Source organism: Comamonas sp. Tr-654 (genome assembly GCF_011752915.1).
In the GTDB taxonomy this organism is placed as follows: Bacteria; Pseudomonadota; Gammaproteobacteria; order Burkholderiales; family Burkholderiaceae_C; genus Comamonas.
In genome coordinates this window covers 397,713-415,118 of record NZ_VWWQ01000003.1, presented here as the reverse complement: position 1 = coordinate 415,118, position 17,406 = coordinate 397,713, and the positions used below count along the sequence as shown (strand labels likewise).

At 62.2% G+C, this 17,406-nt stretch carries 17 protein-coding genes; 5 read left to right on the top strand and 12 right to left on the bottom strand.

The annotated features are described in order from the left end of the window. Window position 1: 1 nt before the first annotated feature. Window positions 2–1,303, bottom strand: a complete 1,302-nt coding sequence (locus F3J24_RS11545; RefSeq protein WP_167006125.1) for a tryptophan--tRNA ligase — start codon at window positions 1,301–1,303, stop codon at window positions 2–4. A gap of 42 nt (window positions 1,304–1,345) precedes the next feature. After that, window positions 1,346–2,014, bottom strand: coding sequence for a site-2 protease family protein (locus F3J24_RS11540; protein WP_043003435.1), 669 nt, complete (start codon window positions 2,012–2,014; stop codon window positions 1,346–1,348). Between the two features lie 226 nt (window positions 2,015–2,240). On the opposite strand from F3J24_RS11540, the gene F3J24_RS11535 reads away from it, so the two are divergent. Then, the gene (locus F3J24_RS11535; RefSeq protein WP_167006122.1) at window positions 2,241–3,497 is read left to right on the top strand and encodes a methyl-accepting chemotaxis protein; all 1,257 of its coding nucleotides are present in this window, start codon (window positions 2,241–2,243) and stop codon (window positions 3,495–3,497) included. 1 nt (window position 3,498) lies between these two features. Here F3J24_RS11535 and F3J24_RS11530 read toward each other — a convergent pair whose 3' ends face one another. The 3 genes from F3J24_RS11530 to F3J24_RS11520 are packed head-to-tail and all read right to left on the bottom strand — an operon-like array spanning window position 3,499 to window position 5,359. After that, a complete protein-coding gene (locus F3J24_RS11530; RefSeq protein WP_167006119.1) occupies window positions 3,499–3,822 on the bottom strand; it encodes a hypothetical protein in 324 nt (107 codons plus the stop codon). Between the two features lie 10 nt (window positions 3,823–3,832). Beyond that, a complete protein-coding gene (locus F3J24_RS11525; RefSeq protein WP_167006116.1) occupies window positions 3,833–4,477 on the bottom strand; it encodes an L-threonylcarbamoyladenylate synthase in 645 nt (214 codons plus the stop codon). Between the two features lie 18 nt (window positions 4,478–4,495). After that, window positions 4,496–5,359, bottom strand: a complete 864-nt coding sequence (locus F3J24_RS11520; protein WP_167006113.1) for a 3',5'-nucleoside bisphosphate phosphatase — start codon at window positions 5,357–5,359, stop codon at window positions 4,496–4,498. Window positions 5,360–5,548: 189 nt separating this feature from the next. Here F3J24_RS11520 and F3J24_RS11515 point away from each other — a divergent pair, with 189 nt between their 5' ends. Continuing rightward, window positions 5,549–7,294 carry a methyl-accepting chemotaxis protein gene (locus F3J24_RS11515; protein ID WP_167006110.1) on the top strand — a complete coding sequence of 582 codons (1,746 nt, stop codon included), beginning with the start codon at window positions 5,549–5,551 and terminating at the stop codon, window positions 7,292–7,294. Between the two features lie 44 nt (window positions 7,295–7,338). Here the strand turns inward: F3J24_RS11515 and F3J24_RS11510 are convergent, their stop codons facing one another. The 7 genes from F3J24_RS11510 to F3J24_RS11480 form a co-directional block, all read right to left on the bottom strand. Further along, a complete protein-coding gene (locus F3J24_RS11510; RefSeq protein ID WP_167006107.1) occupies window positions 7,339–7,992 on the bottom strand; it encodes a DUF799 domain-containing protein in 654 nt (217 codons plus the stop codon). Between the two features lies 1 nt (window position 7,993). Beyond that, window positions 7,994–8,359, bottom strand: a complete 366-nt coding sequence (locus tag F3J24_RS11505) for a DUF4810 domain-containing protein (RefSeq protein ID WP_167006104.1) — start codon at window positions 8,357–8,359, stop codon at window positions 7,994–7,996. Next, entirely contained in the window at window positions 8,356–9,036 is a 681-nt protein-coding gene (locus F3J24_RS11500) for a CsgG/HfaB family protein (protein ID WP_050872095.1), read from the bottom strand. The genes F3J24_RS11505 and F3J24_RS11500 overlap by 4 nt, the downstream gene beginning before the upstream one ends. 520 nt (window positions 9,037–9,556) lie before the next feature. Continuing rightward, window positions 9,557–11,296 (bottom strand): single-stranded-DNA-specific exonuclease RecJ, encoded by a 1,740-nt coding sequence (gene recJ, locus F3J24_RS11495; RefSeq protein ID WP_167006101.1) that lies wholly within the window; start codon window positions 11,294–11,296, stop codon window positions 9,557–9,559. After that, the gene (locus tag F3J24_RS11490) at window positions 11,293–12,264 is read right to left on the bottom strand and encodes a phosphoglycerate mutase (protein WP_167006097.1); all 972 of its coding nucleotides are present in this window, start codon (window positions 12,262–12,264) and stop codon (window positions 11,293–11,295) included. Before F3J24_RS11490 ends, recJ begins: the two co-directional genes overlap by 4 nt. Window positions 12,265–12,316: 52 nt before the next feature. Further along, window positions 12,317–13,642, bottom strand: a complete 1,326-nt coding sequence (locus F3J24_RS11485; RefSeq protein WP_167006094.1) for a sulfatase — start codon at window positions 13,640–13,642, stop codon at window positions 12,317–12,319. A 44-nt stretch (window positions 13,643–13,686) separates the two neighbouring features. After that, the gene (locus F3J24_RS11480) at window positions 13,687–14,688 is read right to left on the bottom strand and encodes a tripartite tricarboxylate transporter substrate binding protein (RefSeq protein WP_167006091.1); all 1,002 of its coding nucleotides are present in this window, start codon (window positions 14,686–14,688) and stop codon (window positions 13,687–13,689) included. A 158-nt stretch (window positions 14,689–14,846) separates the two neighbouring features. Here F3J24_RS11480 and F3J24_RS11475 point away from each other — a divergent pair, with 158 nt between their 5' ends. The 3 genes from F3J24_RS11475 to lolD all read left to right on the top strand — a co-directional run bounded on the left by F3J24_RS11475 (window position 14,847) and on the right by lolD (window position 17,331). Next, window positions 14,847–15,317 (top strand): MarR family winged helix-turn-helix transcriptional regulator, encoded by a 471-nt coding sequence (locus tag F3J24_RS11475; RefSeq protein WP_003058288.1) that lies wholly within the window; start codon window positions 14,847–14,849, stop codon window positions 15,315–15,317. A gap of 78 nt (window positions 15,318–15,395) precedes the next feature. Then, complete coding sequence (locus tag F3J24_RS11470; protein WP_167006088.1) at window positions 15,396–16,649, top strand: lipoprotein-releasing ABC transporter permease subunit; 1,254 nt, start codon at window positions 15,396–15,398, stop codon at window positions 16,647–16,649. After that, window positions 16,642–17,331 (top strand): lipoprotein-releasing ABC transporter ATP-binding protein LolD, encoded by a 690-nt coding sequence (lolD, locus tag F3J24_RS11465; RefSeq protein ID WP_167006084.1) that lies wholly within the window; start codon window positions 16,642–16,644, stop codon window positions 17,329–17,331. Before F3J24_RS11470 ends, lolD begins: the two co-directional genes overlap by 8 nt. Window positions 17,332–17,406 lie beyond the last annotated feature (75 nt).

The window sequence follows — 17,406 nt, the reverse complement described above, 5'->3', positions numbered from 1 at the left end:
GCTATTGCTCGGCGGCCTCACGCAGTTGTTCCAGCGCCTGGATCACCTGGTCGTCGCTGACGTCGGCCAGCGTCTGCAGGCGCGGCTTCAGGCCGGCCAGCGCCGTCGCGCCTTCGCGTTGCAGCTGGGCAATGCTTTGGCCCGCTTCCTTGGGTGCTGCAAAGCCAAGGCTTTGCAGTAGCAACTGGCCGTCGGCAGCCACCAGCTTGAAGTAGAACTGGCCGTCCGTCTCGCGGTACTGCTTGAACTGGGGCAGTGCCGTCTTGGCTGCCTTGGCTTTGGCCTTGCTGGCCTGCGCCAGATTGCGGATGCCCACGGCGGCGCGCAGCTGTTGCAGCAAAGGAGTCGCCAGTTTGCGAGCCTTGACCGCGCCGGCCTGGAGAATCTCTTCCAGCTCGGCGGGATGGGCAATCAGGTACTCGTAGCGCTCGCGCATGGGGGCGATTTCGCGGTCGATGCGCTCGAACAGGATCTGCTTGGCATCGCCCCAGGCAATGCCCTCGGCATATTGCTGGCGCAGTGCGGCACTTTCCTCTTCGCTGGCAAAGCCCTGGTAGATCTGAAAGAGGGCCGAGCCTTCGACTTCCTTGGCTTCGCCGGGAGCGCGCGAGTCGGTGGTGATGCTGTTGATGAGCTTCCTGAGCTGCTCGCGCGGTGCGAACAGCGGAATCGTGTTGTTGTAGCTCTTGCTCATCTTGCGACCGTCAAGGCCGGGCAGGGTGGCTACAGACTCTTCCACCACGGCTTCGGGCAGGGTGAAGTACTCGCTGCCGTAGATGTGGTTGAAGCTGGACGCCATATCGCGCGCCATCTCCAGATGCTGGACCTGGTCGCGGCCCACGGGGACCTTGTTGGCATTGAAGATCAGGATGTCGGCACCCATGAGCACGGGGTACATGAAGAGACCGGCGGTCACGCCGTCGTCAGGTTCGGTGCCGGATGCATTGTTCTTGTCCACCGCCGCCTTGTAGGCATGGGCGCGGTTGAGCAGGCCCTTGCCGGTCACGCAGGTCAGAAACCAGGTCAGCTCCGGAATCTCGGGGATGTCCGACTGGCGGTAGAAGGTCACATGCTTGGGGTCCAGGCCCGCAGCCAGCCAGCTGGCGGCAATCTCGATGGTCGAACGCTGCACGCGCTCGGGGTCCTGGCACTTGATGAGGGCGTGGTAGTCGGCCAGAAAGTAGAAGTTCTCCACATTCTTGTCGCGGCTGGCGTCGATGGCCGGGCGCATCATGCCTGCGTAGTTGCCCAGGTGCGGGGTACCGCTGGGGGTGATGCCGGTCAGAAAACGGGTGGTGCTCATAGGGATCAACAACAGATATCAGTAGCAGACCAGGCGCTGGGTTCAGCGCAGCAAGGCCATGAAGGGGTAGAGGATCAGATCGATGGCCGAGTAGCCCAGGCTCATCAGCGGGCGCAGCCAGAAGCTGCCGACCACGCCGGCGATCACCAATGCCATGACGATGAAGAAGCCATAGGGCTCGACGCGTGCCAGCACTTGCGCCTGCTTCCAGGGCAGCAGACCGACCAGGATGCGGCCGCCGTCCAAAGGCGGCAGCGGAAACAGGTTGAAGGCCCACATCACCAGGTTGACCAGGATGCCGGCGCGGCACATCTCGAGGAAAAAGCGCTCCTGCAGACCTGTGCCTACCAGCACGATCAGCAGCAGGCCCCAGAACACGGCCTGCACGAAATTGGAGGCCGGGCCGGCCAGCGCGACCCAGATCATGTCGCGCTTCGGGTGACGTAGATGGTCGAAGCGCACGGGTACGGGCTTGGCGTAGCCGAAAAGAAACGCGCCCGAGGTCGCGAAATACAGCAGCAGCGGCATCAAGATGGTGCCGATGGGGTCGATATGCTTGATGGGGTTGAGCGTGATGCGCCCCATCATGGCTGCGGTGTTGTCGCCAAAGTGACGCGCAGCATAGCCGTGCGCCGCCTCATGAATGGTGATGGCGAACAGCACGGGCAGTGCGTAGATCAGGACGGTTTGTATGAGTTCGGTGGGTTCCACGCGCTGATTGTCTCAGACGTCGCGTCAGGCTGCTGTGTTGTGCCGGGACAAGCCGTGGGTGCTTGCAGAAATACGGGTTGCACATAAGTTGTGTGGTAAGCCAGATGTAGCAAAATGCAACTCGCGCAAATTCCCGGGCACGGCTTGCACGTCGGAGCAGGTTTGTGCGGTTTGACGACATCAATACACAACACGGCGTTCGGCAGGACAGGGCAAGGGGATCGATATGACGGTAAGCAAGCGACTGGTAATCGCATTTGTCAGCATCAGTGTTTTTGTGCTGGCTTTGATGGGAATTGCCTGGTCAGCAATGTCCGATGTGCTGGAGGTGCTCAAGGCGGGCTCGCTGACGGTGCAGCAGTCACAGAGCCTGATGGCCGAGGTGGAGCGCTCGCGCTGGTGGCTGCTGGCACTGGGGGGCTGGGTCTGCATTTCCTGCGCCTGGTCCTGGGTCAGCCTGCGCCGCCGCATCGTGGCACCCTTGCAGGAGGCCATCCTGATTGCCGAGACCGTGGCCGCAGGGGATCTGAGCAAGGAGTTCTCTTCCAATGCCGAAGGCGAGTTCGGACGTTTGCTGACGGCGCTGAGCACCATGGAAGACACGCTGACCGAGCTGGTGGGCCGTATCAAGCAGTCCACCGACTCGCTGGCCGTGTCGGCCTACGAGATCGATGCCGGCAACACCAACCTCTCCAGCCGTACCGAGCAGCAGGTCAGCGCGCTGACCGAAACCGCTGCCAGCATGGAGCAGCTCACCGTCACCGTGCGCCAGAACGCCGAGCGTGCCCATTCGGCCAGTTCTCTGGCCGTGACGGCCTCGGCCACGGCCGGGCGCGGCGGTGATGTGGTGGATCAGGTGGTTCACACCATGGACGCCATCAGCAGCAGCTCGCGCAAGATTGTGGACATCATTCAGGTGATTGAAGGCATTGCCTTCCAGACCAATATCCTGGCGCTCAATGCGGCCGTGGAAGCGGCCCGTGCGGGCGAGCAGGGACGTGGCTTCGCCGTGGTGGCCAGCGAGGTGCGCTCGCTGGCGCAGCGCAGTGCCGAGGCGGCTAAGCAGATCAAGGAACTGATCACTGCCAGCGTGACCCAGGTTGAAAGCGGCTCGGGCCTGGTGGGCCAGGCCGGCACCACCATGAAGGAAATCATGCAGTCCGTGGGCCAGGTCACCGGGCTGCTGGGTGAAATCTCGGGCGCGCTGCAGCAGCAGAGCGAGGGCATTGCCCATGTGAACACGGCCGTGGCCCATATGGACAGCACCAATCAGGAAAACGCAGCCCTGGTCATGCAGGCCACGCAGGCCGCAGCGGCGCTCAATGCGCGCACGCAGGATCTGCAGCAGGCCGTGGGCGCCTTCAAGCTCGATGATGATGAGGCACCGGGTCTGGCGCCTGCTGCCATGCCGGCGCCGCGCCGGGCTGCAGCGGCTCAGGTTCAGCCAACTCGTGCACCTGAGCTGGCCTACGAAGAGTTCTGATTCAGGACAACGCGCGCAGATGGCCGTAGACGGCCAGAGCCGTAAAGCCGCAGTGCAGGCAGATGGCCATTGCCAGCAGGGTTCTGCGGCGCAGCATGGAATCATCCGAGCGCGCCGACAGTCCTGGAGATACATGGAATGACTGGCCTTTGCCATAGGCCAGGATCGCCCACGCCGTCCAGAGGGTGGCGAGGGCATAGATCAGCCATGACAGAGACGCCTGCCAGAACAGCAGCATCACCATTACCGAGTAGACACACAGAAAGCCGATGAGCCAGGGCCAGTGACGCTGAACAAAGTCTTGCGGTGGCAGCCTTTTCTGCATGAGGCGGTGCTTATTCGGGCTGCAGGCCGATGTCCTTGAGGTTGCCCATGCCCTGGCGCACCACGACGGGCGGATTGTTCGAGGCCATGGGCGTGAGGTCCAGCACCGTGGTGGGTTGCTGCGGGCAGGCTCCGGAGTCGACCACTGCGTCCAGCTCATGCGGAAAGCGCTCCAGGATGGAGTCGGCATCATTGAGCGGCTCGGTCCCGCCAGGCGCGATCAAGGTGGTGGCCAGCAAGGGCTCGCCCAGCTCTTCCAGCAGCAGCTGCAGCCCCTTGCGATCCGGCACGCGCAGGCCTATGGTCTTGCGCGAGGGGTGGCTCAGGCGCTTGGGCACTTCCTTGCTGGCTTCAAGAATAAAAGTGTAGGGGCCTGGCGTGGCCAGCTTGAGCAGGCGGTACTGGCGGTTGTCCACGCGGGCATAGTTGGCCAGCTCGGACAGATCGCGGCACAGCAGCGTCAGGTGGTGCTTGTCGTTGATCTGCCGTATGCGGCGCATGCGATCGACGGCGTTCTTGTCGTCCAGATGGCAGACCAGGGCATAGCTTGAGTCGGTGGGCACGGCAAGAATGGCGCCCTTGCGCAGCATGTCCGCTGCCTGCTTGATGATGCGGGGCTGCGGGTTCTCTGGATAGACTTCAAAAACGGTGGTCATGCGGCTTCTCTCTGTTTTTTATGCGCGCTGTATGCGGTCCTCCAGCAGCTCCCAGACGGGTGTGAGCTGGCTGGGCAGATAGGGCAGCTGTCCCAGGTCTGTCTGCGATTCATCGGGGCTGTGAAAGTCGCTGCCGCGCGAGGCGGCCAGGCCGAATTCCACAGCCAGATCGGCGTAGCTTGCATATTCATGCGGGCGGTGGCTGCCCGTGACAACTTCCACGCCCTGGCCGCCGAGTTCCTTGAACTTGGAAAACAGCGCATATTCCTCGTTGTGGCTCAGGTCGTAACGCGCCGGATGCGCAATCACGGCCACGCCGCCGGCATCCACGATCCAGCGCACGGCGTCGTGCAGATTCGCCCAGACATGGGCAACATAGCCAGGCTTGCCTTCGGTCAGATAGCGTTTGAAGACCTCATAGGTGTCAGCGCAGACCCCGGTCTCCACGAGAAAGCGGGCAAAGTGGGTGCGCGAGATCAGCTCGGGGTTGCCTGCGTGGCGCAGCGCGCCTTCATAGGCACCCGGAATGCCGGCCAGTTCCAGCTGCCTGGCCATTTCGCGGGCGCGTGGGCCACGGCCATGGCGCGTGTCGTAGAGGCCTTGCTTCAGCGCGGCATCGTCGGCGTCAAAGCCCAGACCCACGATGTGCACGCCGCGGCCCGAGAAACTGACGGAAATTTCCGTGCCTGTCAGATAGTCCAGCCCCGCTGATCTGGCGGCGGCGGCCGCACGATGCTGGCCGCCGACCTCGTCGTGGTCGGTCAACGCCCAGAGCTCCACTCCCCGCTCCGCAGCACGCAGAGCCAGTTGCTCGGGCGTCAAGGTGCCGTCGGAGACGACGGAGTGACAGTGCAGATCGGCGTTGAGATAGGTTTTTGGCACGGCTTCATTGTAGGCCGCTGCAGGCAATCATGACCTGGGTCATCGCGCAAGCATGCTTGCGGCGGCTGCTTGTAACAAAGCTCAAATATGCCGCCCGTATGCCGAAGAAGGATTGCCTGCAGCGCTTGTGAGACTCAGAAAGCGTTACGGCTGCCACGGTATTGCTTGATTTATTGAGATGGATAAAAAATGAAATTGAATCAGTTCTCGGTGTCACAAAAGCTGTGGGCTTTGGTGATCGGCTTGCTGGCAGGCTTGCTGCTGGTGTCGGCAGGCAGTCTGATCTATCTGGATCGCGTCTATGTGAGCATCTCCAAGGAGGCCACACGTACCCGAACGGCCGCCAATATTGCCAGCGAATGGCGCCATCTGACCGAGCAAAGCGTGGATCGCTCCATCGTTGCTGCCATCTCTTCCGAAGAGAACCTGGTGGAGCAGCAGCGCAAGCTGATGAGCGACGGGATTGCGAATATCACCGAGCTGCAGAAAAAGCTCAATGAACTGGTCACCGACGAGGAATCGCGCAAGGTGCTGGATGAAGTCGCCGAGCTCAGGCGTGCGACGCTGGAGAGCAATGCCGCAGTCCAGGCCGCGCGCAAGGACAATGACTTTGCGGCGGCCTTCGATCTGGTTGAAAAGCAGCTGCGTCCCAACGCCAAGGTCTACGTGGATGCGCAGCGCAAGTTTGTGCAGTTGCAGGAGCAACGCAGCCAGCGTGCGATTGCCGATGGCGAAGCACGCCAGTCTCAGGCCTATGTGGCTATCGGTCTGGTCTGCGGCCTGATCGTTCTGCTCGGTCTGGCGATGGCGGCTCTGATCCTGCGCTCGATCATCGCTCCGTTGAATGAGGCTGTAACTCTGGCTGACTCCATCGCTGCCGGCGATTTGACGGCCACCGTGCGCAATGACCGTCATGACGAGCTGGGTCGCCTGCTCAAGTCCCTGAACGCCATGGCCGAGCGCCTGCGCTCCGTGGTCGGTCAGGTGCGCTCGGGAGTGGAATCCGTCTCTTCGGCCTCGGGCCAGATTGCCACGGGCAACCAGGATCTGTCGGCACGCACCGAGCAGACGGCGGCCAATCTCGAGGAAACCGCAGCCAGCATGGAAGAACTGACGGCCACCGTCACCCAGTCTGCCGACACGGCGCGTCAGGCCAATCAACTGGCCTCGACCGCCGCCCAGGCCGCCGAGCAAGGCGGTCGGGTGGTGCAGCAGGTGGTGCAGAGCATGGGCCAGATCACCGACAGCAGCCGCAAGATCGCCGACATCATCGGCGTGATCGACTCCATTGCCTTCCAGACCAATATCCTGGCCCTGAATGCAGCCGTGGAAGCGGCACGTGCTGGTGAGCAGGGGCGTGGCTTTGCCGTCGTAGCTGGCGAGGTGCGCAGCCTGGCGCAGCGCAGTGCCGAAGCCGCCAAGGAGATCAAGCAGCTCATCACCACCAGCGTGGACAATGTGCAGTCAGGCTCGCAGCAGGTAGAGCTGGCGGGCCAGAGCATGAGCGAGATCGTGGCCAGCGTGCGCCGCGTCAGCGACCTGATCGGCGAGATCACGGCCTCGTCCACCGAGCAGCGCGACGGCATCAACCAGGTCAATCAGGCGGTGAGCAATCTGGACCAGATGACGCAGCAGAACGCGGCGCTGGTGGAGGAGTCCAGTGCGGCGGCGCTGTCCATGCAGGAGCAGGCGCGTCGCCTGGCCGAAGTCGTGTCCGCCTTCAAGCTCGGCCATGAAGCCGGCTATGCCAAGGCGGCTGCCCCCCAGCGCCCGGCCAGCCGCGCCATGCCGGCCATGGCACCGGTGAAACAGACCGCCGCTGCAGCTCGGCCTGCGATCAAGAAAGCGCCTGCAGGCCCGACTCCCTCGGCACTGAGCGCCAGCAAGGCCAAGTCCGCTGCGGACTCCGACGATGGGGACTGGGAAACGTTCTAAATAAACATGGGCCCGAGAAGGGCCCATGTTTCTATGGCTGATGCCTACTTGACGTAGCTAGGAGACCGGGGACCTGCAAGCAGGCCGCGTGGCATAGCTGGTGAGATCAGACGCTGGCTTGCAATGGCTGAAATTTGTACGCTGCGATCGCTAACAGTGTCCACGATCTGGTTGAGCAATGCCGTAATCAGCATTCCTGCGAGCCCTCCTCCGGAGTTTTGCCCTTCTGCGCTGGAGGCGGTAGCCCTACCATCCCATAGTTGAGTGCCTGTGCGCAGATCTACCAGCTTGGCTTCTAGAGTGACAGTGGTCGAGCTGCTGATGACGGCGTAGCTGGTGCCATAGCTTTTGATCTCCAAGTAAAGAGCCGCGTCAGCGCCAAAGATCTTCTGCAGTTTCGAGACAGGAAGTTCTTGTGCATCCTCAGCGCTGACTATGCCGTTTTGCCTGAACATCTCATCTGTCACAGCCACTGGTAGGACGTAGTAGCCCGCTTCTGCCATGGGCAGAGAGATCTGTGAGAGAACGCCGGCAGGCGCGTTAACTTCTGGAGAGTGATTGACAGGAGGAAGGACCAGAATAGATGCAGGCTTTGCATTTCTCAAGGCAGAGTAGTCATACGGTGCATTTGTTGCGCAGCCTGTTAGCGCAACGGCGGCGGCAAGGCCGAGAACTCTGAAAAAGATACCTGGTTGCATATCAGTTCTTTTTGCCTGTAAAGGTGTTGAGCAATAAATCCATAAAAGCAATGGATTCAGGAAAATTCTGCTTTTCGGCAGTCAGTTGCTCAATGGTTTTTTCTTGATTACCAGATTTTGAGTAAAGCAGAGCCATATGTGCTCGAAATCCTGGAGGCAAGGCTCTTCCGGATGCGCGAACTTTTTCTTGCGCCTCTTCTAGCTTGAGTAACTGGTCTTCGGGGGCATTACTCCCGTCATTCTTGAGGTACTCATAAACCTGGGGCTGGTACTCATTCCAGGAGTACAAGGGTTGTGGCTTGGTGGCACAACCGCTTGCAAAGATGCAGATGATGGCTATGCAGGGCGCGAGCACGGTGCTTCTCATTGCTCTGGCCTCCAGGCACCGCCATCAATACCGGCTGCAAGCTTGTCTACGGCTTCGCGAATGGCTAGATCCAGAACTTTCCCGTTGAGGGTGGAGTCATATCCGGCAGTGCTACCAAAGCCCACAATTTCTCGGTTTGAGAGACTGTATTCACCAGCACCTTGAACGGCATAAACGACCTCAGAAGTTTGCACTTTGACAACATTTATGCTGACTTTGGCGTACGCTACCTGCTCTTTTCCACGGCCAAGGACGCCAAAGAGCTGGCGGTCACCTGTTACCTTTCGGCCAAATTCTGTAACGTCGCCAGTCACTACATACGAAGCGCCCTTGATCGACTGTGCTTGCTTGTTGAAACCCGCTTCCTGGCGCGTTTCAGACATGTTGTCTCGGTCTAGAACACTGAAGCGACCACTTTGTTGCAGGTGGCCGACCAGAATGGTTCGAGCTTGTCCACCGAGGCGATCCACGCCATCCGAAAACATGCCACGTTGGAAAGTGGAGCGGTTATCAAATTTCCCCACGGAGATAGGGCTGCGCACCCCTTGAAATGCTACCGTTGCAGAAGCTGGCTTAGCCGTTTCGAGAGCTCTTGACTGCTCTGTTGCTGCGCAGCCCATTAAATTCGCAGAGATTGCTGCACTTGTAATCAAGTAAACCCACAAGTTTGATCTCATTTTTCTCCCTCTCTTCTTCAGATATATTGCAAACATAAATTGTAACTAAACATTTTTATTCTTCGAATTAATACGACTCTTCTAGCGAGAGAAGGGATGGAAGGCGTAACAAGGATTGGCTTTCTAACTGATGGATGCCCTTTAAGAACTTCATCACCTGCTTCAAGGTGTGTAATGAATCCATCGGCCAACCATTACTGAGAGGACGCAGCGGGCTTTCTCATTCTTGCCGCCAGATCCTGCCTTGCGGAAGTGTTGTCTGCCTTCAAGCTGGGGCGATACCGAGGCTTTCGCGGCCGCACCCGTATCGCTCGTGAAAGTGCCAGCGACGATCAAGTTGATCAGGCCCGCTTCTCAGCGCGTCGCAGCCCTTCCCAGGCTGACGGAGACCAGGCCCAAGGCCCGGTCGGTCGCAAGCGCTCTGGACGACGAGAGCTGGGAGCAGTTCTAAGTAGCGGACTCGGCGCGCAGAGTACAGGCGCCGCGTTCCCGGTGACGGCTTCTCTGGCTGGGGCGAAGATCAGAAGCCCATGTTGCCGGCACCGCCCTCGAAGTCCTGCGCAGCTTCCACGAGAAACTGCACCTTGCGTTCGCCGCGCCATTCGTTGATGTCCAGGCGATAGGCCAGGGTGGTGCGCGCGGGCAGCGGGTCGGTGTGGTTGAACCAGATGCCGTCGATCTTGGAGCCATGGTGCAGCAGCTCCAGCTTCAGATGCTTTTCGCCGACCAGGCGCTGCGAGGTGATTTCCAGCTCTTCGCTGAAAGTCGGCGCGGCAAAGCCCTGACCCCAGACGGCCAGCTGCATTTGTTCGATCAGGCCGGTGTCCAGCCATTGGGGCGACAGCGGCCCGTCGGTCTCCAGCCTGCGTGTCAGTGTGGCCGCATCCAGCCACTCCCTGGCGACCTGGGCAAAAGCCTGCTCGAACTCGTCAAAGTGCGCTTCCTCGATGGTGCAGCCTGCTGCCATGGCGTGGCCGCCAAAACGCAGTATCAGACCGGGGTGGCGCTTGCTGACGAGGTCCAGCGCATCGCGCAGATGAAAGCCTGGAATGGAGCGTCCCGAGCCCTTGAGCTCATGCTCCTTACCCGGAGCGCCACTGGCGGCAAAGACAAACGTGGGCCGGTGCAGTTTGTCCTTGATGCGTGAGGCCACCACACCGACCACGCCTTCGTGAAAGTCGGGGTCGAACACGCTGATGGCCGGTGGCGGTGTCATGCCGTCCTCGCACAGGCCTTCGGCCATGAGCAGGGCGTGCTCGCGCATGCTGACCTCAATCTCGCGACGCTCGCGGTTGATGCTGTCCAGCATGCGTGCCAGATTGTCGGCGCGGCCCGCATCTTCCGTAGTCAGGCACTCGATGCCTATGGTCATGTCGGCAAGCCGTCCGGCCGCGTTGATGCGCGGTCCCAGGGCAAAGCCGAAGTCGATGGTGGAGGCCATGTCGAAGCGGCGGCCCGATGCCTCGAACAGCGCGCGTATGCCGGGCTGCATGCTGCCTTTGCGAATCTGCTTGAGGCCCAGTGCTACCAGGCGCCGATTATTGGCGTCGAGCTTGACCACATCAGCCACCGTGCCCAGCGCAACCAGTGGCAGCAATTGCTCCAGCCTGGGCTGGTTGTGGCGATCAAAGCGGCCGCGGTTGCGTAGCTCGGTGCGCAGGGCCAGCAGCACATAGAACATGACGCCCACGCCGGCCATGGATTTGCTTGCAAACTCGCAGCCAGGCTGGTTGGGGTTGACGATGGCGTCCGCTGGCGGCAGGTGGTCGCCCGGCAGATGGTGGTCGGTCACCACGACCGACATGCCCAGCTCCTTGGCCACGGCCACGCCTTCCACGCTGGCAATGCCGTTGTCCACGGTGATCAGCATGTCGGCTCCGGTCTCCTTGACACGCCGCGAGATGGGGGCGGTCAGGCCGTAGCCGTCGACCACGCGGTCGGGCACGAGGTAGTCGGCATGGGCCGCGCCCAGCATGCGCAGGCCGCGCAGGCCCACGGCGCAGGCGGTTGCGCCATCGCAGTCGTAGTCGGCGACGATGCACAGGCGCTTTTGCGCGGCTATGGCATCGGCCAGCAGTTGTACGGCAGCATCGATGCCGCGCAGGCCCGAGGGTGGCAGCAGCAGGGCCGGCGCATCGTCCAGCTCGTCGGCCGAGCAGACGCCTCGTGCTGCATAGAGCTGGGCCAGCAAGGGATGAATCTTGGCCTGCAGCAGTACAGAGACACTGTCGTTGGGGATGGATCTGGGAATTATCTTCATAGCATTTCCCGTAGATCAGGCAAGCGTTTCGTGCCCAAAACACTCTTGATCCTGTCCATCAGGCTGCGTGGCTGGCTTTGCCATTGCACGGCATTGCGCTCGCCGCAGAGCGTGAGCTTGACCGGTTCTCCGCGGGCAGCCCGCTGCTGCAGCTCGGCGATCAGGCTGCTGTCCAGCGCCTGCCAGGTTTTTTGCCAGCCTTGCACATTGCCTTGCAGCGCAGTGTGGCGTAGGTCATCCACGCACACGGTCCGGGAGTTCGCCGCAGGCAGGCTGGCAAGGTCTCCCGTGCCATGCACCCAGAAAGAGTTGATGGGCGGCAGGCCGCGTTCGGCGCGCCGGTCGTTGAAGACATGGGTGTAGAGCAGCATCTGCAGCTCGGTCTGCAGACGCTGAATGATGGCTCCCTGAATAGGATCGGGCATCCAGGGGCGCACGTCGCGGCCCAGCGCGCGGTCCATCGAGGCGGTGGCCAGACCCTTGAAGGCCGTACCTCGTGCCAGCCAGAGGTCGGCTCGCAGATATTCCAGCGTGATGCCGTCGTCGCTGAACCAGGGGGCGATCAGCGCCAGCAACTGGCGGGATTCGTCTTCGTCCAGTGGCGCGCCGGCCGGGTCGGTCTGATGGACCTGGTCCGGCGTGATATGCCAGTGGCAGGGCGTGATGAAGGCACAGGCCTGGCTGCTGTCTCCAGCCGCCAGCGCAGCCCAGGGAATCAGCCCGGGCGTATCGGGAAGTTGCATGCCACGGGCCAGGGCGCGCTCATGCGGAGGAGAGAAGTCCATCTCGTCGCCCTGCACCAGCGAGGTCGGCTTCAGCGTTGCCAGCAAGGCCTGCAGGTGAGGGAGTTGCAAACCGTCCCATGCCTGGGGAATGTCGGCAGGGCCGCTGGCATAGGCAACAATGATTTCAGAGGCGCCTGTGCCCAGGGCTTGGGCGGCAGGCAGCAAAGGCGCGGTCAAAGACATGGGCGCTATTGTCGGGCATGGCCGCCGCCTGGGCATGGTGCGGGGGGCTTTGTCACCTCGCGGGCATATTTTTCAGGGTGTAGACCAGGCTGTAGCTCGCATCGTCGGCGATGGCGGGCATGCAAGCATTCCAGTCATCCCAGCGCTGGCGCATGGCTTGCAGGCGCTCGGGCTGCTGGCCGGCCAGATTGGCACGCTCGCGCTCGTCCTGTGCCAGATTGAACAGGTATTCGTTGTCTTCCACGCGCAGGTATTTCCAGTCGCCTTCGCGCAGCGCACGCTGGTTGCGGTAGAGCATGCGCCAGTACAGCGGCCGGGCAAACTCCGCACCGTCGCTGCGCAGCACGGGCAGCAGGGAGACGCCATCCAGCGGGTAGTCTGGATCGGCGCTCACACCGGCTGCATCCAGCACTGTGGCCGACCAGTCCATGGTCATGCATGGCTGGGTGCTGCTGCGATGGGCATCGATCACGGCAGGCCAGTGGGCGATCCAGGGCACGCGGATGCCGCCTTCGGTCAGGTCCATCTTGCCGCCCACGAGAGGCCAGCTGTCCGAGAAGCGCTCGCCGCCGTTGTCGCTGGTGAAGACGATCAGCGTGTTGTCGAGCTGGCCGTTCTTGCGCAGGGCTTCGACGATCCAGCCTATGCCCTCATCCATGTGATGAATCATGCGGCGGTACTGGTGAATATTGCCTCCCGCCAGATGCGTGATGCCCGCTCCCAGCTGCTCGGCGGTCTCGCGGTCATCACGGGTTTCCCAGGGCCAGTGCGGCGCCGTGTAGTGCAGGCTCAGGAAGAAGGGGGCATCGCCCTCGCTCATGCGGTTGACGAAGTCCACGCTGCGCTGGGACAGCAGGTCGGTCAGATAGCCTTCGTCGTGGTGCTCCTCTTCGCCCACCCACAGATCATGCTGGCCCGAGCTGCTCAGATGGGTGAAGTAGTCCACGCCGCCCGACATGGGGCCGAAGTATTCCTCGTAGCCCGAGCGCAGCGGGCCGAAGTGGGGAGGGTAGCCCAGATGCCATTTGCCTATCAGTGCCGTGCGGTAGCCCGCTCCCTTGAGCAGCGAGGCGACTGTGGGGATTTCGGGCGGCAGACCCAGCCTGGCGCCCAGCGGGGTGCCGCGCGTCTTGCTGTTGATGGGCTCCTCGGCCGCACCGCGCAAGCGGTATTGATAGCGGGCCGTGGCCAAGGCAAAACGCGTGGGCGAGCACACGGGGGAATTGGCATAGCCCTGGGTGAGCCTGAGGCCGTTGGCGGCCAGGCGGTCGAGCACCGGTGAGACCGGGCCGAAGTCGGCATCGCGGCCGCCGTAGCAGCCCAGGTCGGCATAGCCGAGATCGTCGGCGACGATAAAGATGATGTTGGGACGAGTCATGGAATACGGGGCGTTGTCATGGGGCGGATGGCTGGCGCAAGCGCTCATTCCATCTTCATGCCGGTGGCCTGGGCCAGCACCCGGTAGCGGTCGGCCAGGGCCTGAATGCGCTTGGTGGCTGCATCGCCTGTCAGTCCTTCGTAGACCATGTCGTTGACACGCATGCGCTCGCGCAGCGTGCCGTCCTTCATGGCCTTCTCGAAGAGGGCCTGGATTTTCTGCACCAGCGGCTCAGGTGTGCTGCTGGGCACCCAGGCGGCGAAAAGCACTTCCTGCTGCAGCTCCTTGTGTCCCAGTTCGGCCACCGAGGGGACTTCCGGCAGCAAGGGGTTGCGCTGGGCCGTGGTCACCGCCAGCGCGGTGATCTTTGCGGAGCTCACATGGGGCAGCATGGCGGTGGAGCTGATGACGCCGCCGTCCACCTCGCCCGAGAGCATCGCCAGCGTGGCTGGTGCATTGCCTTTGTAGGGCACGTGGTTGACCTTGGCTCCGGTGGCGTAAGTCAGGATGCTGGAAGCCAGATGGCCGGGGGTTCCATAGCCGGCGGACCCCAGCGTCAGGCCCTTGTCCTTGCCGCGGGCGATGAACTGCTCCAGCGTCTTGATATTGGTTTTGGGGCTGACGGCCATCAGCATGCCTTGCGAGGCAAACACCATGACGGGACGCAGGTCGCCATTCTTGAACGGCATGCTTTTGAAGATCAGCGGGTTGACCGTGAGACTGGTGTCCAGGCCGATCAGCATGGTGTATCCGTCGGCGGCAGCCTTGGCGACGTAATCGGCTCCTATGTTGCCGCCGGCGCCGGTGCGGTTTTCCACCACGAACGGCTGCTTGGTCTCGCGTTGGAGTACTTCCCCTACGCCGCGCGCCAATATATCCACCGCCCCTCCGGGTGCGAAGGAGGCGATCAGTCGAACCGGCTTGCCGGGCCAGGCAGAGGCGGCGGCGCCATCGGCAGGCTGGGCCTGGGAGGCGAATGCCGTGCAGCCCAGCAGCAGAGCCAGGCTGGTTTGAAGAAGGCGGTGGGGTGCAATCAGGCGAGCCATGGAATCACTCTCTTGTCTGAGGAAGGTGCTGGCATTTGCGAAAATCCCGGCATTTCCTTTGTCTCTGTATTGGGAGCGCCCACTGTAGAAGTGGCGGCCACAATTGATCTAATCAACTCATCTCCGTGAATACCCGACAACCCACCTCCATTCAGCAGATGCTGCTGTTTCGCATCAGCCGCTTCTTCGGTGTGGCGGGCGGCATGGCCATGCGCATGTGCGAGGCCCGCTTCGGCCTCACACGCCGCGAATGGGGCGTGATGGCGACGCTGGCGACCGAGGAGGGCTTGCTGTCATCCGAGCTGGCGCAGAAGGCACAACTGGACAGGGCGCGCACTTCGCGGGCGCTCAGCGGCCTGGAGGAAAAAGGCTGGGTGCTGCGCAAGCCTCTGGATGGAGACCGCAGGCGCGTGGCCATCTATCTGACCGAGGAGGGGCGGCGCATGTACGGTCTGATACTGCCCGAGATGGTCAAGATTCATGCCGATATCGTGTCCGTTCTCAGCGATGAGGAACTGGCCTTGTTCGACGGCCTGCTTGCAAAGCTCCAGGCCCATGCGGTGACGCTGGAGCAGCAGGATCAGTATGCGGATCTGCCGCGCATAGGGCGCAGCAGGCCGCCTCGGTAAAGGGGCGGTGGGCAGTCAGATCGCATAAGGCTGGCGCTGTCGGCAGGGCATTGCCGGCAATGCCACAATGCTGGCAACATGCAATTTCCCTACGAACTGGCCGTGGGCTGGCGCTATACCCGTGCAGGGCGCGCCACACGCCGCAATGGCTTCATCTCCTTTATCTCGGGTGTCTCCATGCTTGGCATTGCGCTGGGCGTGGCGGCGCTGATCATTGTGCTGAGCGTGATGAACGGCTTCCAGAAGGAAGTGCGGGATCGCATGCTCAGCGTCGTCTCCCATGTGGAAATCTACGCCCCGCAGGGTGCACCCCTGCCCGATGTGGAGCGCACCATGCGCGAGGCCAGAGCCAACCCCGATGTGGTGGGTGCCGCGCCTTTTGTGGCGGCCCAGGCATTGCTGGCACGCGGCGAGGATATGAAAGGCGCTTTGGTGCGCGGTATCGATCCGGCGCGTGAGGGCGAGGTGACCGATCTGGCGGCCACCAGCGGCGAGGTGCTCAAGCGTCTGGTGCCTGGCGAGTTCAAGGTGGTACTCGGCATCGAGTTGGCGCGCAGTCTCGGTGTCAGCGAGGGCGATGTGATCACGCTGATCGCTCCCAGCGGACAGGTCACGCCGGCCGGCGTGCTGCCGCGCATGAAGCAGATGACGGTGGCCGGCACCTTCGATTCCGGCCACTACGAATATGACTCGGCGCTGGTGATGATGCATTACGAGGATGCCCAGCGCATCTTCCGCCTGGAAGGGCCGACCGGCATTCGCCTCAAGCTCAAGGACTTGCACGAGGCGCCGCGCGTGGCGCATGAACTGGCGGACACACTGACGGACCGTTTGTTCATCCGTGACTGGACGCAGCAGAACAAGACCTGGTTTGCCGCCGTTCAGCTTGAAAAACGCATGATGTTCATCATCCTGACCCTGATCGTGGCCGTTGCGGCTTTCAATCTGGTGTCCACGCTGGTGATGAGCGTGCAGGACAAGCGTGCCGACATTGCCATCCTGCGCACCCTGGGAGCCTCGCCCTCGTCCATCATGGGCATCTTCATGGTGCAGGGCGCCATGGTCGGCGTCATCGGTACTTTGGCCGGTCTGGCGCTGGGGCTGGCGATTGCCTTCAATATCGACGTCATCGTGCCTGCCATTGAGCATGCGCTGCATGCCAACTTCCTGCCCAAGGACATCTACCTGATCAGCAAGATGCCCAGCGAGCCGCAGTCCACGGACATCGTGCCGATCGCTGTGATTTCCCTGATTCTTTCTTTTGTGGCCACGATTTACCCCAGCTGGCGTGCCAGCCGCGTAAACCCTGCGGAGGCACTGCGTTATGAATGATGTTGTGATGGACCAGAGCGTGCTGGAGGCACGCGGCCTGACCAAGCGCTTTGCCGAAGGCAAGCTGGATGTGACCGTGTTGCAAGGTGTGGACCTGCAGGTTCAGGCGGGCGAGACACTGGCCATCGTCGGCGCCTCGGGCTCGGGCAAGTCCACCTTGCTGCACTTGCTGGGCGGGCTGGATGCGCCAACCACGGGCAGCGTAAGCCTCATGGGCCAGCCTCTGCATCAGCTCAGCCCGCAAAAGCAGGGCGCGCTGCGCAACCGGCATCTGGGCTTTATCTACCAGTTCCATCACCTGCTGGCCGAGTTCTCGGCCCAGGAGAATGTGGCCATGCCGCTGCGCATCCGACGCGACGCCAAGGAGGATTGCATGGATCGTGCAGCCGAGATGCTGCGCGCCGTTGGTCTGGGCGAGCGCATGGCGCATCGCCCGGCCGAGCTGTCGGGCGGCGAGCGTCAGCGCGTGGCCATTGCACGTGCGCTGGTCACGCGCCCGGCCTGTGTGCTGGCCGACGAGCCCACGGGAAACCTCGATCGCGGTACGGCCGATACGGTGTTTGCGCTGATGCTGGAGCTGGCGCGCAGCCATGGCACGGCGTTTGTGATGGTCACCCATGACGAAGGACTGGCGGCGCGCTGCGACCGCATGGTCAGACTGGGGCGCGGGCAACTGGCCTGAGCGTCGCCAAGCGGCGGCAAGGCCCGTATCACTGCAGCTGCAGTGATACGGGCTTTTTTATGGAAAATACGCCTG

What these genes read in the sequence shown, in the direction of transcription:
- F3J24_RS11545 (WP_167006125.1), bottom strand. Translation starts at nt 1,303, where the DNA reads ATGAGCACCACCCGTTTTCTGACCGGCATCACCCCCAGCGGTACCCCG.
- F3J24_RS11535 (WP_167006122.1), top strand. Translation starts at nt 2,241, where the DNA reads ATGACGGTAAGCAAGCGACTGGTAATCGCATTTGTCAGCATCAGTGTT.
- F3J24_RS11530 (WP_167006119.1), bottom strand. Translation starts at nt 3,822, where the DNA reads ATGCAGAAAAGGCTGCCACCGCAAGACTTTGTTCAGCGTCACTGGCCC.
- F3J24_RS11525 (WP_167006116.1), bottom strand. Translation starts at nt 4,477, where the DNA reads ATGACCACCGTTTTTGAAGTCTATCCAGAGAACCCGCAGCCCCGCATC.
- F3J24_RS11515 (WP_167006110.1), top strand. Translation starts at nt 5,549, where the DNA reads ATGAAATTGAATCAGTTCTCGGTGTCACAAAAGCTGTGGGCTTTGGTG.
- F3J24_RS11510 (WP_167006107.1), bottom strand. Translation starts at nt 7,992, where the DNA reads ATGCAACCAGGTATCTTTTTCAGAGTTCTCGGCCTTGCCGCCGCCGTT.
- F3J24_RS11505 (WP_167006104.1), bottom strand. Translation starts at nt 8,359, where the DNA reads ATGAGAAGCACCGTGCTCGCGCCCTGCATAGCCATCATCTGCATCTTT.
- F3J24_RS11500 (WP_050872095.1), bottom strand. Translation starts at nt 9,036, where the DNA reads ATGAGATCAAACTTGTGGGTTTACTTGATTACAAGTGCAGCAATCTCT.
- recJ (WP_167006101.1), bottom strand. Translation starts at nt 11,296, where the DNA reads ATGAAGATAATTCCCAGATCCATCCCCAACGACAGTGTCTCTGTACTG.
- F3J24_RS11490 (WP_167006097.1), bottom strand. Translation starts at nt 12,264, where the DNA reads ATGTCTTTGACCGCGCCTTTGCTGCCTGCCGCCCAAGCCCTGGGCACA.
- F3J24_RS11485 (WP_167006094.1), bottom strand. Translation starts at nt 13,642, where the DNA reads ATGACTCGTCCCAACATCATCTTTATCGTCGCCGACGATCTCGGCTAT.
- F3J24_RS11480 (WP_167006091.1), bottom strand. Translation starts at nt 14,688, where the DNA reads ATGGCTCGCCTGATTGCACCCCACCGCCTTCTTCAAACCAGCCTGGCT.
- F3J24_RS11475 (WP_003058288.1), top strand. Translation starts at nt 14,847, where the DNA reads ATGCTGCTGTTTCGCATCAGCCGCTTCTTCGGTGTGGCGGGCGGCATG.
- F3J24_RS11470 (WP_167006088.1), top strand. Translation starts at nt 15,396, where the DNA reads ATGCAATTTCCCTACGAACTGGCCGTGGGCTGGCGCTATACCCGTGCA.
- lolD (WP_167006084.1), top strand. Translation starts at nt 16,642, where the DNA reads ATGAATGATGTTGTGATGGACCAGAGCGTGCTGGAGGCACGCGGCCTG.